This window comes from Paraburkholderia sediminicola (assembly GCF_046026895.1).
Lineage (GTDB): Bacteria > Pseudomonadota > Gammaproteobacteria > Burkholderiales > Burkholderiaceae > Paraburkholderia > Paraburkholderia sediminicola_C.
In genome coordinates this window covers 31,645-47,593 of the sequence record NZ_JAQQEU010000054.1, presented here as the reverse complement: position 1 = coordinate 47,593, position 15,949 = coordinate 31,645, and the positions used below count along the sequence as shown (strand labels likewise).

Annotated in this window: 17 protein-coding genes; 6 read left to right on the top strand and 11 right to left on the bottom strand. The window is 63.8% G+C overall.

Annotated elements, in window-relative coordinates; genetic code table 11:
- Positions 1 to 37: 37 nt before the first annotated feature.
- Together ppk2 and PQR02_RS28770 are read right to left on the bottom strand one after the other, a co-directional pair.
- Positions 38 to 964 carry a polyphosphate kinase 2 gene (gene ppk2 / locus PQR02_RS28775; protein WP_408239445.1) on the bottom strand — a complete coding sequence of 309 codons (927 nt, stop codon included), beginning with the start codon at positions 962 to 964 and terminating at the stop codon, positions 38 to 40.
- A 239-nt stretch (positions 965 to 1,203) separates the two neighbouring features.
- Positions 1,204 to 1,605 (bottom strand): VOC family protein, encoded by a 402-nt coding sequence (locus PQR02_RS28770; RefSeq protein WP_408239442.1) that lies wholly within the window; start codon positions 1,603 to 1,605, stop codon positions 1,204 to 1,206.
- A gap of 129 nt (positions 1,606 to 1,734) precedes the next feature.
- Here PQR02_RS28770 and PQR02_RS28765 point away from each other — a divergent pair, with 129 nt between their 5' ends.
- Complete coding sequence (locus PQR02_RS28765) at positions 1,735 to 2,778, top strand: S1C family serine protease (RefSeq protein WP_408239439.1); 1,044 nt, start codon at positions 1,735 to 1,737, stop codon at positions 2,776 to 2,778.
- A 75-nt stretch (positions 2,779 to 2,853) separates the two neighbouring features.
- Here the strand turns inward: PQR02_RS28765 and PQR02_RS28760 are convergent, their stop codons facing one another.
- From PQR02_RS28760 to PQR02_RS28740, 5 genes are all read right to left on the bottom strand, one after another.
- Positions 2,854 to 4,284: an MFS transporter gene (locus PQR02_RS28760; RefSeq protein WP_408239436.1), complete on the bottom strand. Its 1,431-nt coding sequence runs from the start codon at positions 4,282 to 4,284 to the stop codon at positions 2,854 to 2,856.
- A 175-nt stretch (positions 4,285 to 4,459) separates the two neighbouring features.
- Entirely contained in the window at positions 4,460 to 5,224 is a 765-nt protein-coding gene (locus PQR02_RS28755; RefSeq protein WP_408239433.1) for a phosphocholine cytidylyltransferase family protein, read from the bottom strand.
- Positions 5,225 to 5,251: 27 nt separating this feature from the next.
- Complete coding sequence (locus PQR02_RS28750) at positions 5,252 to 6,271, bottom strand: lysylphosphatidylglycerol synthase domain-containing protein (RefSeq protein WP_408239430.1); 1,020 nt, start codon at positions 6,269 to 6,271, stop codon at positions 5,252 to 5,254.
- A complete protein-coding gene (locus tag PQR02_RS28745; RefSeq protein ID WP_408239427.1) occupies positions 6,268 to 7,083 on the bottom strand; it encodes a HalD/BesD family halogenase in 816 nt (271 codons plus the stop codon). Before PQR02_RS28745 ends, PQR02_RS28750 begins: the two co-directional genes overlap by 4 nt.
- A complete protein-coding gene (locus PQR02_RS28740; protein WP_408239424.1) occupies positions 7,080 to 7,781 on the bottom strand; it encodes a CDP-alcohol phosphatidyltransferase family protein in 702 nt (233 codons plus the stop codon). Before PQR02_RS28740 ends, PQR02_RS28745 begins: the two co-directional genes overlap by 4 nt.
- 240 nt (positions 7,782 to 8,021) lie before the next feature.
- Here PQR02_RS28740 and PQR02_RS28735 point away from each other — a divergent pair, with 240 nt between their 5' ends.
- A complete protein-coding gene (locus PQR02_RS28735; RefSeq protein ID WP_408239421.1) occupies positions 8,022 to 8,453 on the top strand; it encodes a hypothetical protein in 432 nt (143 codons plus the stop codon).
- A gap of 46 nt (positions 8,454 to 8,499) precedes the next feature.
- On the opposite strand, the gene PQR02_RS28730 is transcribed toward PQR02_RS28735, so the two are convergent.
- Positions 8,500 to 9,036, bottom strand: coding sequence for a hypothetical protein (locus PQR02_RS28730; protein ID WP_408239418.1), 537 nt, complete (start codon positions 9,034 to 9,036; stop codon positions 8,500 to 8,502).
- A gap of 841 nt (positions 9,037 to 9,877) precedes the next feature.
- Between PQR02_RS28730 and PQR02_RS28725 the strand changes: the two genes are divergently transcribed.
- The gene (locus PQR02_RS28725) at positions 9,878 to 10,228 is read left to right on the top strand and encodes an LptM family lipoprotein (protein WP_408239415.1); all 351 of its coding nucleotides are present in this window, start codon (positions 9,878 to 9,880) and stop codon (positions 10,226 to 10,228) included.
- Between the two features lie 141 nt (positions 10,229 to 10,369).
- Positions 10,370 to 10,882 (top strand): metal-dependent hydrolase, encoded by a 513-nt coding sequence (locus tag PQR02_RS28720; RefSeq protein WP_408239412.1) that lies wholly within the window; start codon positions 10,370 to 10,372, stop codon positions 10,880 to 10,882.
- A gap of 225 nt (positions 10,883 to 11,107) precedes the next feature.
- Here PQR02_RS28720 and epsC read toward each other — a convergent pair whose 3' ends face one another.
- On the bottom strand, positions 11,108 to 12,031 hold the full coding sequence (epsC, locus tag PQR02_RS28715; RefSeq protein WP_408239409.1) for a serine O-acetyltransferase EpsC: 924 nt from the start codon (positions 12,029 to 12,031) through the stop codon (positions 11,108 to 11,110).
- A gap of 152 nt (positions 12,032 to 12,183) precedes the next feature.
- On the bottom strand, positions 12,184 to 12,417 hold the full coding sequence (locus PQR02_RS28710; RefSeq protein WP_149671047.1) for a hypothetical protein: 234 nt from the start codon (positions 12,415 to 12,417) through the stop codon (positions 12,184 to 12,186).
- Between the two features lie 314 nt (positions 12,418 to 12,731).
- Between PQR02_RS28710 and PQR02_RS28705 the strand changes: the two genes are divergently transcribed.
- Together PQR02_RS28705 and PQR02_RS28700 are read left to right on the top strand one after the other, a co-directional pair.
- Entirely contained in the window at positions 12,732 to 13,184 is a 453-nt protein-coding gene (locus PQR02_RS28705; protein ID WP_408239460.1) for a DUF3005 domain-containing protein, read from the top strand.
- 239 nt (positions 13,185 to 13,423) lie between these two features.
- Positions 13,424 to 14,029, top strand: coding sequence for a short chain dehydrogenase (locus PQR02_RS28700; RefSeq protein WP_408239404.1), 606 nt, complete (start codon positions 13,424 to 13,426; stop codon positions 14,027 to 14,029).
- Positions 14,030 to 14,180: 151 nt separating this feature from the next.
- Here the strand turns inward: PQR02_RS28700 and araD are convergent, their stop codons facing one another.
- Positions 14,181 to 15,932, bottom strand: coding sequence for an L-arabinonate dehydratase (araD, locus tag PQR02_RS28695; protein ID WP_408239401.1), 1,752 nt, complete (start codon positions 15,930 to 15,932; stop codon positions 14,181 to 14,183).
- Positions 15,933 to 15,949 lie beyond the last annotated feature (17 nt).

Here is a 15,949-nt window from a genome sequence, read left to right as displayed (position 1 = left end):
CGGCCAGGCCGCGCTTTTTCATTGCACCACGCACCGCTCAATACACCTCGGGCACGATCATCGAGCTGGGCACCGGCTGGCGGCTGTACTCGTCGTTATAGACGCGCGCCGGCAATTCGATCTGCGGATGCTCGATCTCGTGATATGGCACCTGGCTCAGCAGATGATGAATGCAGTTCAGACGCGCGCGCTTCTTGTCGACGGCCTGCACGACCCACCACGGCGCCTCCGGAATATGCGAGCGCTGCAGCATCACTTCCTTGGCCTGCGTATAGGCTTCCCAGCGGCGCCGGCTTTCCAGATCCATCGGACTGAGCTTCCACTGCTTCAGCGGATCGTGAATGCGGTTCTGAAAGCGGATCTCCTGCTCTTCGTCGGTAATCGAAAACCAGTATTTGAGAATCTGCACGCCGCTGCGCGCCAGCATCTTTTCGAATTCCGGCACCGAGCGGAAAAACTCTTCGTACTCTTCGTCGCTGCAGAAATTCATCACGCGCTCGACGCCCGCGCGGTTGTACCAGCTGCGATCGAACAGCACCATTTCGCCGCCCGCCGGCAGGTGCGACACGTAGCGCTGGAAATACCATTGCGTGCGCTCGCGATTATTCGGCGCCGGCAATGCCGCCACCCGGCACACGCGCGGATTGAGCCGCTGCGTGATGCGCTTGATCGCGCCGCCCTTGCCCGCCGCATCGCGCCCTTCGAAGATGACCACGAGGCGATGGCCGGACTGCACGATCCAGTCCTGCAGCTTGACGAGTTCGCCCTGCAAGCGGAACAACTCGCGGAAATACACCTTGCGTGCTTCGCGATGCTCGGGGGTGAAGCCATCCGCGCCGTCGATGATGCGGTCGTCGACCTCCATTTCGAGTTCCTCGTCGTAGGCATCGATGAGGTCTTCCTCGAAACGGCGCTGCCGCTCTGCCAGCCATTCGGCTTCCGGTCTCGGATCCTGCTCTTTCATTGCGGCTCTCCAGGCAACAGAAATGGTTAAGCGCGCGGCGGCCAGCGCGACGCGAACGCGTTCGATTATTGAAGCACCAGGTGTCAGCCGTGTTACCGCCGTGGCTACCCGGGCTGCCTGCGGACATCGGGCGCGCGTTGGCGCGAGCGCTGCATGCCCGCGCACGCGTGCGATTGGCACGCGTAGTGAACATTCATGATAGCGAGTTTTGCACGCCCGTCCGGCGCTTATGTCATGGCTTAACGCAACGGCCGCGCGAAACTGAGTTCGTGGCCGTCCGGATCGGTGATGTGGAAATAGCGCTCGCCCCACGGCGCGTCGGACGGTTCGAGCGATGGGTTCAATCCGGCTGCCAGCGCTTTGCGGTAGATCGCATCGACGTCCGATACGTAAAAGATCACGCGGCCCCACCAGTTGACCGGCGCGCGCGTGTCGGCAATCAGGTTCAGGTACGATGCGCCGAACGCGAACGATGTAAACGCCTCACGCGGACCGCCGAATTTGACTGGAAAGCCGAGCGCTTCGTAAAACGACACCGAACGCGACATGTCGTGCGTGGCAAGCGTGATCGCACTGAGCGATTCGATCTGCGATTCCGTCGAGGTCGATGCGGCGGAAGATGACGGCGTGGCTGCTGGCATTGGGTGTCTCCTTGTGGCATGAGCGACCAAAGTGTCTCACAGCCGGCCCTGACCCACCCCGCTCGCAGCCGCCCTTGAAAACCCTCGCCGCGCCCTGCATCTGCGGGTCCGCCAATCCGGAGCATCGCCATGGGAAGCCGTCCACGCTTCATCGATGACCTGTCGCGCGCCGCATCCGACGCCCCCGGGCCGCACTCACTCAACCCCTTATCGGACGACGCCCTGCTCGACGCCTATTCCCGCACCGTGATCGGTGCGCTCGAACGCGTCCAGCAGGCGGTCGCCTTCATCTCCGTCGAACGCCGGCTGCCCGGCGAGCCGTCCGGGCGCAGCCGAGGCGCGCGCGGCGGCACCGGCTCGGGCTTTCTGTTCACGCCTGACGGCTACCTGCTCACCAACAGCCACGTCGTGCACGGCGCCACGCACATTCAGGTCACACTCGCCGGCGGCGCGAAGTTCGACGCCGATCTGGTCGGCGACGACCCCGGCAGCGATCTGGCCGTGTTGCGCATCGGCTCGCCGGAGCCGTTGCCGCATGTCGAACTCGGCGAGTCGTCGAAGCTGCGTGTCGGCCAGATTGCGATCGCCGTCGGCAATCCGCTCGGCCTCGCGCAAACCGTGACGACGGGCGTGGTATCGGCGCTCGGCCGCTCGCTGCGTTCGAACTCCGGCCGCATGATCTACGACGTGATCCAGACCGACGCCGCGCTTAATCCCGGCAACTCGGGCGGCCCGCTGATCAATTCGGCGGGCCAGGTGATCGGCGTCAATACCGCGATCATTCCCGGCGCTCAGGCAATCTGTTTTGCCACCGCGATCGACACGGCCAAATGGGTCATCATGCAGATCTTCGCGCATGGCCGTGTGCGGCGCGCCTATATCGGCGTGGCTGGCACAACGACGCCGCTATCGCGGCGCGTGCAGCGCTACTTCAGTTTGAGTTCTGAAACCGGCGTGCACGTGATGGAGATCGTCAAAGGCAGTCCGGCCGCGCTCGGCGGTCTGCGCACCGACGACACCATCGTCGCGATCGACGCGCAGGCCGTGCACGACGTGGATAGCCTGCAACGCACGCTCGACGCGTCGCGTATCGACAAGCCGGTCAACGTGACGGTGCTGCGCGGCGCGCAACGGCTCGAACTGACATTGACGCCGGTCGAGCAGGCGGGTTGATCGATGTAACGCTCAGGGGCTGGCAGCGCGGTTTGGCAAGTCGCGACATTTCGTCAGGTGCGTGCCGCCCACGCTTCACGCACCTTCTGCACCTTCATTCACCTTCATGCGCCCGCGACGGCCGCGCGCGATCTCATCGCCTGCACCTTGCGGCAAACGCGCGGTAACCGGAATCGACAGGAACGAGAACAGGCCGACCACGAGGAACGCCGGCCAGAAGTCGGAGAACACGATCGTCGAATGGCCCTGCACGTTGTGCGAAATTTGCAGCACGATGCCCGCGATCGTCACGCCGAGTCCCAGCGAAATCTGCTGGATCACACTCGCGACACTCGTCGCGCGGCCGACATCGCTGCTCGGAATATCCGCATAGGCCAGCGTGTTCAACGACGTGAACTGCAACGACGGAAAGAAGCCGCCGAACAGCACGACGCACCAGATCAACCAGTGCGGCGTGCCCGGAAAGAACAAACCGTAGACTGCGATCGCCAGTCCCGCGCAGCCCGCGTTGAACATCAGCACGGTGCGAAAGCCGAAGCGTTCGAGAATGCGCGAGGCCACCGTCTTCATGAAGATCGACCCGAACGCGGACGCGCAAGTAATCGACCCGGCGCGGAACGCTGTCATGCCCAGGCCTTCCTGCAACGCAAGCGGCAATAGAAATGGCACCGCGCCGAGCCCGATGCGAAACAGCGAGCCGCCCGCCACACTCGCATGAAAACTCGGGATGCGCAGGAGCCGCAGATCGAGCACCGGCAATTCGACGCGGCTCGCGTACAGCGCGTACAGCACCAGCAACACCACGCCGGTCGCGCACATGCTGATCGACACGCGGTTCGACACCAGGTCGCCACCCACCAGCGAGAGCCCCAGCATGAACAGCGACGCGCCGCTGGCGGACAGCACGAAGCCGACCCAGTCGAGCCGGCCGGGGTGCGCCTCGCGCACGTTGGCGATGTGCTTGTTCGCGAGCCAGATGCCCAGCAGACCGATCGGAATATTGACGACGAAGATCAGCCGCCAGTGCAGATACGTCGTGATGAAGCCGCCGAGCGGCGGCCCGACCACCGGCCCGAGCAAGGCCGGCACCGTCAGATAGTTGACCGCGCGGATGAACTCGGACTTCGGCACCGAACGGAAAATGATGATGCGGCCCACCGGCACCATCATCGCGCCGCCAATGCCTTGCACGAAACGCGCGACCACGAAGGTGCCGAGCGACGTGGACGCCGCGCACATCAGCGAGCCGGCCATGAAGACGCCGATGGCCGTGCGGAACACCGTGCGCGAACCAAAGCGGTCGGCCACCCAGCCACAGACCGGGATGAACACGCCGAGGCCGATCACATAGGCCGTGACCGCGAGCTTGAGGGTGATGGGGTCCTGGCCAAGATCGCGCGCCAGAACGGGCAGGGACGTCACGATCACCGTGCCGTCGACGTTTTCCATGAACATCGCGCACGCGACGATCAGCGGAACAATGAATGCGCCTAAAGCGAGAGGCATTGGCGGGACGAGGGGCTGCTAGGCCGTCGATGTAAAGCGACGATTATGGCATTGCAGCGGCAACCTATGTGGTTGCGTTGGGGGCTTGGTGTGCGCGAGTGCGCAACGCGACGAAGGGGAACCGGCGCGCAGCCGGTTCCCCTTCGTCATGCAACGGAATGCTTCAGACCGCTACTCAACGCGACGCGCTGACGAGCGGTTGCAATTGCGGCAGGATCTCGTTGCTCGCGCGAGCAACGTCGTTCGGAAAGTCGATTTCGATCCACGGCGCGCCGGTCATGTCGGCGGTGTCGAACACCTGGCTGCGTTCCAGCAGCAGATCGCGCACGGCTTCTTCGTGCGGCAGGTTGGCCCGGCCGCTTTCGACATAGCCCGCCACGATCTGCGTGAAACGTCGCGCGGTTTCCTCGCGGAAACGGAAGAACCCGACCGACTCGCCAATCATGTCGTAGGTGAGATTGACCGGGAGCTGCTTGCGCAATTCGACCGGCACGCCGTCTTTCAGACACAGCTTGACGGGCTCGTCGCCGGCTTCGAAATCGCGGTCGATCAACAGCCGGTTGACCGTTTCACCCGCCACCAGCGCGCTCAGAATGCGCTCGTCATAGAGCACGTCGGCGTCCATGAGCAGCACGTCGCCGCCGCGCGTAAGCGCATCGGCCACCGTATGCACCGTCAGCACGCTGCCCAGATCGAAACGCGGGTTCAGCACGGTCTCCACCTTATGCGGCCAGTTGATGCGCTCCAGTTCCGCCTGCACCGATTCCGGCTGAAAGCCGAGCGCCAGCACGACATCGGTCACGCCGGCGGTTTCGAGTATTTGCAGATGCCGTTCGAGCAGGCTCATGCCGTCGAACTGCAACAGACATTTCGGGAACTGAGCTTGCGGCGGTTGCTGAAGACGCAGGCCGAGGCCCGCCGCGAGGATGATGGCACGCATGCGCGGTCCTTTGAAAAAATACCCAGATTAATCGGCAGCCGGCACGCGCGCCGTGGCGCGCCGCCGTTGCCAGCTTCTTTCGCTGAAGTGCAAAACCAGCAGGCCCGGCAGACCTAGCAGGATTTCACGGGCGCGCTTGGCGAGCGACAGCGCCAGCGCCGCGTCCGGCGGCAGACCGACCAGCGGCGCGAGCAGCAGATAGCCGCCCTCCTGCACGCCGAGCGAGCCCGGAATCATGAACGCTGCGCCGCGAATCGCTTGCCCAATACTTTCGAGCAGCAGCGCGTCGATCCAGTCGACCGGATGGCCGAGAAAGCGCAGCGCGAGCCAGACCTCGACCGTGCCGACCACCCAGCCCACCAGACTCAATACGAAACTCGCCGCGACCCGGCCGCGCTCGCGGTAGAGCGCCTCCACGGCGGCGTCGACGGCTTCCGCGCGCGTCATCAGCGCGGACCAGTCGCGCTTGCCGAATACTTTCGAGACCACGCCGAGCAGCCGGCCGAACAGGCCGCGCCGCTGCGCATAGTAGAAGCCGACGATCATCGCGCCCAGCACGCCGGTGGCGATCAGCGTCGCGGTTCGCAGGTCGTGCAGCGCACCGTGCGCGGCAGAGGCGCCGAACAGCAGCAGCCCGCCGAGTGCGAAGACGATTTGCGCGAGCGCCTGCGCGGTCGTGCTGACGGTGATCACCGAGGCGGCGTCGCGCATGCGCATGCCGAGTTGCGACAGTTGACGCACCATCACCACCGGGCCGCCGATCTGCCCCGCCGGCAACAGGCTATTCACCGACTCGCCGATCCAGCGCGCGAACAGCGCGTCGCGCAACGACAACTCGCGATGCGCGCCGTTACGGCTACGTTGGAACAACACGGAGATCGCAGCGGCGTCGAGCACGAGCGGCACCGCGTGGAACGCCGCGACGAGCGCGAGTCCCCAACCCGCCGCCAGCAGCGTCGAGGCGACCGAGCCGAACCCCTGCCACGCCAGCAGGCCGACGAACAGCGCCGTGCCGATCGACAGCAGAAACAGGGCCGCGCGACTCATGTGCGATCCTTGCCGCGCAATGCCATCTGACGGAACACCTGACGGAAACCGAAGTACGCAATCGCGTCCTTCATGTTCGAAATGAAACGGCGCCACGGGCGCATGTTGGGGTCGGTGACGTATTCGAACGTGAGCGACACGCGCATCTCGTTCGGGCCGGCCGGCGTGATGCGATGACGCAGCTTGTCACCGTCGAAAAACACGAGGCCGCCCGGCGGAATCTGCACCGAGCCCGGTTGGTCCGGCACATCGGGGTTGCGCGTATGCAGTTCGTAGTCGAGCCGGCACGATGATTCGTCGATCACGCCGAGCAGCAGCGTGTAACGGCGGCCGTCATAGTACGAAGTGTCGTAGTGCCAGCCGATGTGGTCGCCCGGCCGCGTGTAGTAATACAGCGCGTAGGCGTGCGGGTCGTCGGCGGGCGATACCTGCAGTGGGTCGCCGCTCAGCTGCTCCAGCCAGCCGATCAGCTCCTTCGAGCGATACAGCTCGGCGATGAACGGCGTGAGACGGTCGATCGTATGGCGGCTCACGCTGCCGCCCTGCTTGTGACCCGGCAGATAGTTGCGGTTCACTTCGTCGAGCAGCGCGCGCGCGCTGTGGACCAACTGGGCGGTGACCGCGGGCGCGAGGAAGTCTTCCAGATACAGGAACGCGCCCTGCGCAGCGAAGTCTTTGCGCAGGCGCGGATTGTCGAACGTGCGCGTGCGGCTTGCAACCGCGTGGTCGGCGTTCGGCGCCGCCGGCGCCGACGCGGAGGAACGTTCAACCGGCGTCCCTGCGATCACGTCGTCTTCGGCGTGCGTACTCATTCGCTAGCCCACCTTTGCCTGGTTTCGGACCTGCCGGCTGCCTTGCCCGCCGGCCGAGCCGCGCGGCGCGCAACGCGCCAGTAGTCGACCACGACCCAGGCGGCGAACAGCGGCGCGCCGATCGACGCGGCCACCACGAAAGGCATCACGACGTTCGTCAGCGTGACGATCGGCAGCAGGTACAGCACGTCTTCCGTTTCGAAGCCGCCGACCGATGCCTGCTTCGTGCCCGCCTTGCCCGCCATCTCCTCGATGCGCATGCGCAGGAAGAAAATCAACGCGACCGCCACGCCAGCCCCCGCACCAAGCGCGCCCGGCGCGAGCGTCAGTCCACCGATCTGCGCAGCGCCCACGCCGGTCCCCATGCCGACGAATAGCATCACGGTGACGAGCGCGTCGCACGCGAGGTCGTAAAAATGACCGATCCGGCTCGACTTGCCGCCGATGCGCGCGAGTTCGCCGTCAGTGTGGTCGACGAAGTTCGACAGCACGATGAGCAGCGCGCCGGCATTAGCCCACGCGAATTCACCGTGCGCAAGGCACAGTGCGCCTGCCAGTCCAATCAGCAAGCGCAGCGTGGTCAGATGGTTCGGCGTGACCCAGGTATTCACCAACGGCGTCACGAGCCGGCGAGCGAGCCGGGCGTCCCACGCGCGGGGTGCCGGAACATTAATTGGAGGAGAGGGTCGCGAAGTCATAAGGCGGAAATATATACGGGATCGAAAAAGATTGCTTTCTTCCCTTACATTTCCTGGTGGCTCTTCAGTTACCGGCGTGTGCCAGCCGCCAAGCAAGATTTGCCGAATCGCGATACAGTGCAAACCCAGTTGCGCCTGTCACATGAAATCGCCTCGCTGCGCAACGTCTTGCGGGTCTGGACATCATGCCGCCACCCGTTGCAAAACCACGAAGTCGAATGCAGGTCGCCGCTTACGCTTATGAAACGCTTTATTTCTTCTGTACTCCTTCTTCTCGCGGGCGCGCTGCCGTTCAGCGCTTTCGCCGCATCACTCGACGCGCCGCTCACGTGCAATGAGAGCGGCCATCAGTTCATCGCCGACCTCGCGCAGCAGCAGATGATCGATCCGACGCCCACGCGCGTCGAACACAATTCGATCAACGCGTTCTCGCCGGCGTCAGGCGCCGCTCTGACCGCGTACGGTTTCCGCGTATTCGCGGTGGTCGGCTACGAAAAAGACGACCCCATGTTCCGCGTCGGCGATGGCGAGCCGCTCGCGCGCTCGGCCTACGGCGTGGTGGTATTCGGCAGCCAATCCAAGGTGCAGGACGCACTTGCCGGCGCCGGCAGCACGGCGATCGTCCACCATGTGGCGCCGCTCGTCACGGCGATCTTCTGCAAGCGCAGCTGAAGCGCAGTCGAGCCTCGACGCAGGCGCCGACGCCCCCGCACGACCACTAGCCCGGACGGCGAAATCCGTTTTCCACCCACGCCGCGGCGCTCGCCTTGCTCAGCTTGAAATTGGCTGCGACCTGCACCTGCGCGAGCTGTTCACCGAACGCGTCTAGCGCGCTCAGCAGCGCATACGGTTCGATTTCGTCAGGGACGATGTCCAGCGTGATGTCGAGTTCGTCGTTACCGTCCGCGCTCGCCACTCGCACCTGCTTGTGCAATTGCGCGCGCAGTTGCTGCTCGTGACGGCGCAGCACTTCCGATGCGGTCTTCACCAGCGTGTTGAACGCCGACGTGTCGAGCGGCTTCGGGTCTTTCTTGTTGCGGCCCATCGTCCACGGTCCGACGAGCGCGGGTTCCGCTTCGCCGTCCTTGATCATTTCGACGGCCCAGCCTTCATCGTCTTCATTCTTGATGACGCGCGCGGTCCAGCCGTCGTCGCGCCACAAGCGCGCTTCGTGCACGCTTTCGCCCAGCTCGGACGAACCTTCCGTCGTGAGATCGGCAGCGGTGTCGGACGATGGAAGGGGTGTATCGGTCATTACAGGTTCACTCACGTTCGCGGGGCGGAAAAGCACATCTGAAGTCCGCAATTCTACCCGCCCGGCGCGTGCCCGCCGCTTGTACAGGACGAACGGACAAGTCCCGCTGAGCCGCTCACCAAACGAAACGCTTTATTTCGCCATTCATCCGAACTTACGATTTCATTATGAAAAACCCACAAAAAAACGCGGCCCGAAAGCCGCGTATAAAATGAAAAGGCACCCTCGGTCAAAAGGGCGAGAGAATTGTATAGCCGCAATTGAGCCGGATACTTCGCGCACTCCGGAAAAGTGAATTACGCAAAACGGCATGAATCGTCGAGGATCAGGCAATGCTTTATAACGCCCTCCCCATGCGGCTCTGCGCGCACTATCTCGAACTGGCACCGCCGCAGCGATCGACCAGCGCTCTTCGAATCAATCTCTAAAAATCTTATTCTTTGTTTATTCACACTTGCGCAACTCGAATTAACCACGGCGAATTCAAAATTGCTGGTTGCGCCATCGCGGATTAAAAATGCGAATGCCTGGAAATGCACTTCGCAGTGACTCGACACTCAACCTGCACAATCGTCGACAACCAACAACCTGGTGGCTGCGGCTGTGGGTCTGCGTCACCGCTTCCAGGTTCCCCACGCGGTGCTCGCCGCGCGTGACACGATCACGTCGCGGCCTTTTTATGGGTGACGGCGCTTGCGCACGGTGGGTATACTGACTCTGGCTGCTGCTCCTGCTGTTCACGTCGTGGCACTCGAACAGCAGCTTCGTCGCGAAGCATGACGTTGCGCTTCGCCCGCGCCCCAAGTTCCCGTGCACGACCGGGGACGCCGACGATCGGACCATGAAAAGACTTCTCCTGCTCACCTCCGCTGTTGCCGTCATTGCCTCTCTCGCTGCCTGCGGTTCAAGCGGCCCCGCCCGCGACGCGTCCCTGCCGATACTGTACGTGTCGTCGCAACGCGCTCCCGCCTATATCGCCGAATGCCTCGAAAGCCGTTTGCCGCGCGTGCGCACATCGCACGTCGGCACAAGGACGGAACTCGCGGTCGGCTCGGACTCGAACAACTCGTACGTCGTCACGCTGACGCCGCTCAATGCGGGCTCCGTCATCAAGGTAATGCAACCCGCGAACGCACCGGACGATCCGCCGGAAGCCGAAATACGCTTCGACATCGCACGCTGCGTGACCTGATATTGCGCTCACCTGTCGGCGTCGGGAAAGCCGGGCCGCGGCGCGAATTTTTATCTCGCGCAGCGGCTATTTTTTTATCTGCTCATCTGCGAACATAGCCGCCCTTTGTCTTTCTAGCGACGCTGCGCGTCGCGAGTTTCGATGGCATCCAGCAAGGCACATCACGCGACCGGTTTCGCAGCCGGCGTGATCGCGGCGGCAGTCGTCGCGCGCATCGGCGGCGGCGATAAATTTAGCGGCGTGTTGTTGAGTTTCTTCGCCGGCGTCGCGGGGGGCACAGCGCCGGACTGGCTGGAGGTCGCGTGGTGGTCGCGCGCGCGGCGTCTGTGGATCACGCATCGCACGTTGACGCATTGGGGGGTGGGGTGGCTCGCGCTGCTTGGGTTCTCCTACCACTCGCTCGGACATTCGATCTATGCAGCACCCGCGTTCGGCTTCGCGTGCGGCGGGCTGATGCACCTGGTCGCCGATTGGCCGAATCCGCTAGGCGTACCCTGGATTGCCGGGCGGCATTCGCTGAATTTGTGGAAGAGCGGGCATTGCGATCTGATCGTGGTGGCGGCTTCGTGGGTGGCGGCCTGGTTTATCGGCGAGCATGTGTGGTGGCATGGCGCGCATGAGTTCGCGCTGTTGCGGCATTTGCGAGCGGGATGAACGTCACGGCGTTGCGCTTGCATTGCCGGCTTCACGCTCACCAGCCCAAACCCGCTATGCGCACCGGACGAAGGCGGCCGTGCTGTGACTCCAATCGACGAAGACCGATGCTGTTACTGCATCGGCAAGTGTCGCGCCTCGTGCACCCGCTGCCCACATAGCGCCACGCGCCGCTGCATCGCGCACGTGTGCTGCGGGCACATCCCTCTCGATCCACGTCGCCCTTCAACGCCTGTCATCGGTGCGCTCGCCTTCACGCACCTTGCCTTGCGACACGCTGCTGCCCGGCGGCACGCTATGCGTGAGCCACACATTGCCGCCGATCACCGAGCCGCGTCCGATCGTCACCCGCCCGAGGATCGTCGCGCCCGCATAAATCACCACGTCGTCCTCGACGATCGGATGACGCGCGTTGCCCTTGATCAACGCACCGTCGCCGTCCGCCGCGAAGCTCTTCGCGCCGAGCGTCACCGCCTGATATACGCGCACGCGCTCGCCAATGATCGCGGTCTCGCCGATCACGACGCCCGTGCCATGGTCGATGAAGAAGCTCGGCCCGATCGTCGCGCCTGGATGAATGTCGATGCCGGTGGCCGAGTGCGCGATCTCGTTGATGAAACGCGCCAGCAACGGCACGCCGAGGCGATGCAACGCGTGCGCGAGCCGGTGATGGGTCATCGCCCACACACCCGGATAGCAGAGCAGGATTTCGGTGATGTGCTGCGCGGCGGGGTCGCCGGTGAAGGCCGCCTGTATGTCGCTGACCAGCAGCGCGCGAATCCCCGGTAACTGCGTGGCGAATTCGCGCGCGACGTCGAACGCGCGCTCTTTCAGATCCGCGTCGGAGGTCGTCGCGAACTGGGGCAGAAAGCGCAATGCGCGGCGAATCTGTTCGGCGAGCAGGCGCAAGGTGCTCTCGAGTGTATGGCCGACGTAATAGTCGACGGTTTCGTCGGTCAGATCCGGAGCGCCGTAATGCGTGGGGAACAATGCCGCGCGCAGACCGTTCACGATGCCGACCACGGCTTCGCGAGATGGCAACTCGCGAATCCCGAGCGGATGCCGCGTGCGATGCAATTGTTCACGCGACGCGCGCAGGTCTGCGACGATCTGTTCGAGACCCCAGTTGTGGGAAGGCACATTAGACATAGAGGGACAGCGCCGTGCGGCGAGCACGATTCGAAGTGATTATGCCGAGAGATTACCGCGTTTTGCTGTACCCCGCGCAGCAGCGGGGCCGGCCGGCGCGCGCCGGGGTGCCCGCACGCGGGCGTTCACGGCCTTTGGGCCGAGTGTATTCTTCAGATGGTCACGCTGCTCGCGTCGATCCAGCGCACTGCCCAATCGCGCGCATGGGCGATGGCGGTGGCTTCGTCGGAGAAGCGCAACTCGGTGGGGAAGAAACGGTTGGCGACCAGTTCGCCGTCGCTCGAGCGCGAGATGACCACATAAGGCTGCCAAGTGCCATCGACCGCGCGTGCCGGCGCGCAATTCAACAAATAGCCGCGATGTGTGAATGCAGCATCGAAGTGCATGTGTCACCCGCCCTGACAGCCCCGTAAAATGTTTTGAGTGGCGCGACCGTTGTTCATTGTTTCCGACCAGGATTGGATTAGTCGGGCCATGTCGTCAATTTAACCGCGCTTCGCTCGTCGGAGTAAGATCATACTCTGTAGAAAATACGCGTCCATTAAAAAAAAACGAAAAGAATCCCCGACGCAATCGCCAGGTGAAATGGCCGTCATGTGCATCGCAGCGGACCGCGCTGCACCACTCGGGCGAGGCAGCCATGCCCGGCGGAATGGGTTTTGCTGACCTTCAACCATGTCCTCTTCAAGGAGAACGCATGATGAACAGCGATATCGACAAGCCGGCAGACGCCGCGACACCATTAGCCAAACGCGGCCCGAGCACGACGGAGATGCACAACGACCGCACGCACGACAGCACCGTCGACACCGACGGAAAGAACCTCGAAGCCGCGCGCATCGCGGGCCACAGCCCGATCGCGCCGGACGAGATCACCACCAGCAACGCGAGCCTGGACAACAGCGTGCCCGAGGCGAACGACGGTATGGCCGGCTTCGACAGCCGGATCGGCGGCAACCACCTGCTGCTCGCGCTCGAACCGGGCTACGCGGTGATCGACAAAGGCATGGTCGAACCGCAAGGCGCCTATTCCGCCGACCATCAGTTCGACGACCCGCGGTCGCTCGCCAGCCGCAGAGATCGCGGGCGCATCCACTACGCGCTGAATCATTTGCGGCCCACACGCGTGATCGAATTACATCGTGTGAAATAAACGTGCTTGCGGGGTGGTTGCGTTTTAAATTCGCTATTTACTCCTATTAATCAATGAATATCAAGGTGCGCATCGTTTGAATAATGGTGCGCACCTTGCTTTGCTTTTGCGCGCTGGAAACTCGGGTTGCGCAATCTCCTGTCGTGGCGGGGCTTTGTCGCGCGGACGAACACCGGGACAATCGGTTGCAAGCAGGTCGAAAGCAGAATGCACCCCCATCGCACTCAAAGGAGCATCGGATGAAAAAAATCGTCGTGATCGGCGCCGCCGGCACGCTGGGCCAGGCAGTCAGCGCGGAGTTGCGGGCGCGCCATGAAGTGATCGAAGTGGGCGTGACCCGCGGGCAGTATCGCGCCGACATCACGGATCCGGCGAGCGTCGAGCGGCTCTTCGGCGAGATCGGCAAAGTGGACGGCGTCGTCACCGCGACCGGCAAGGTGCATTTCGGGCCGTTGCCGGAGATGAGCATCGAACAGTTCTGGGTCGGCCTGCGCGACAAGCTGATGGGCCAGATCAACGTGGTGCTGTCCGCACAGCAATACGTGAACGACGGCGGTTCGTTCACGCTGACGAGCGGGATCATCGGCGACGAGCCGATTCGCCTCGGCGCGAGCGCGACCACGGTCAACATGGCGCTCGAAGGTTTCGTGCGCGGCGCGGCGATCGAGTTGCCGCGCGGCATCCGCATCAACGTAGTGAGTCCGACTGTGCTCACCGAAGCGATGGACGCTTATGCGCCCTCCTTCCGCGGCTTCGAGCCAGTGACCGCGCAACGCGCGGCGCTCGCTTATGTGCGCAGCGTGGAAGGCGCGCAGACGGGCCGGGTGTATCGCGTGGGGTATTGATGACGGCCTGACGGAATCGCGCGGGAGTCGCGCGCTGCGGTCTCGCCGCATCGCGCGCCTCTCGTCGTATGGAGAGCCGTGGTGTGATACCTGCCCTGCGTTACGATGGCATTAGATAAATTGTTGCCTCTCGTGCGGCGAATGTCGTCGCTCAGTGAATCTCCGGCTCGCCCGACTTGTCCGCATCCGGGGCGGCATGCGCGCCGCCGCGTTGCAGAAAATCGAAGTCGCAGCCGTGATTCGCCTGCATCACATGGACCTGATGCAGCGCGCCGTAGCCGCGCGTAAAACGTGGCGCCGGCCTGACCCACGCGGCCTTGCGGCGCGCGAGCTGTTCATCCGATACCAGCAGGTTGAGCCTGCGGCGCGGCACGTCCAGCTCGATCATGTCGCCGCTTTGTACCAGCGCGAACGGCCCGCCGACAAACGACTCCGGCGCGACGTGCAACACGCACGCGCCGTAACTCGTGCCGCTCATCCGTGCATCCGAGATCCGCACCATATCGCGCACACCTTTTTGCAGCAGCTTGCGCGGTATCGGCAATTGCCCCCATTCGGGCATGCCCGGCGCCCCCACCGGCCCGGCATGCTGAAGCACGATCACGCAGGTCTCGTCGATGTCGAGCGCTTCGTCGTCGATGCGCGCGGCCATGTCGTTGTAGTCCTGGAACACGACCGCGCGGCCGGTATGCACGAGCAGATGCGGCTCGGCCGCGCCGGGTTTGATCACCGCGCCATCAGGCGCGATATTGCCGCGCAGCACCGCGAGACTGCTGTTCGGCAATAGCGGCCTGTCGAGGCGGCGAATCACTTCGTCGTTGAAAATTTGCGCGCCTTCGAGGTTCTCGCCGAGCGTGCGGCCATTCACGGTCTTCTGCGAACGGTCGATCAGCTCGCCCAGTTCGGCAAGCAGCGCCCGCAAACCGCCCGCATAGAAAAAGTCTTCCATCAGATACGCGCCGGTCGGCCGTACGTTCGCCAATACCGGCGTGCGGCGCGAGATGTCGTCGTAGCGATCGAGCGTCAACTCGATGCCCGCGCGGCGCGCGAGCGCGATCATGTGCACGATCGCGTTGGTCGAGCCCGACAGCGCGAGGCACGTGGTCACGGCGTTATCGACCGAGCCGGCGGTGAGCAGGTCCGACGGCTTCAGATCCTCCCACACCATATCGACGATGCGCATGCCGGTCTTCACCGCCATCTGCGCATGACGCGAATCCGCAGCGGGAATCGATGCGAAGCCGGGCAGCGTGAAGCCGAGCGCTTCGGCCGCGCTCGTCATGGTCGACGCGGTGCCCATCGTCATGCAATGCCCCGGCGAACGCGCAATGCCGCCTTCGATGCCTTGCCAGTCCTCCTGCGTGATCGTCTGCGCGCGCAGTTCGGCCCAGTACTTCCACGCGTCCGAGCCGGAGCCGAGCGTCACGCCGTTCCAGTTGCCGCGCAGCATCGGACCGGCGGGCAGGAAGATCGCCGGCAGGTCCATCGAGATCGCGCCCATCAGCAGCGCGGGCGTGGTCTTGTCGCAACCGCCCATCAGCACGACGCCGTCGGCGGGATAGGAGCGCAGCGTCTCCTCGGCTTCCATCGCGAGGAAATTGCGGTACAGCATCGTGGTGGGTTTCTGGAACGGCTCGGAGAGCGTCTGCACCGGCAGTTCGACCGGAAACCCGCCGGCTTGCCAGATCCCGCGCTTCACCTCTTCGACGCGTTGCTTGAAATGCGTGTGGCAAGCGTTGATCTCGCTCCACGTGTTGAGAATCGCGATGACCGGCTTGCCCGCATATTCCTCGCGGTTGTAGCCCATCTGCGCGGTGCGCGAGCGGTGGCCGAACGAGCGCAGATCGTTCAGGCCGTACCAGCGGTGGCTGCGCAACTCCTCGGGGGTCTTTCTCTTCGTCAACGTCGGCTCCACGAATG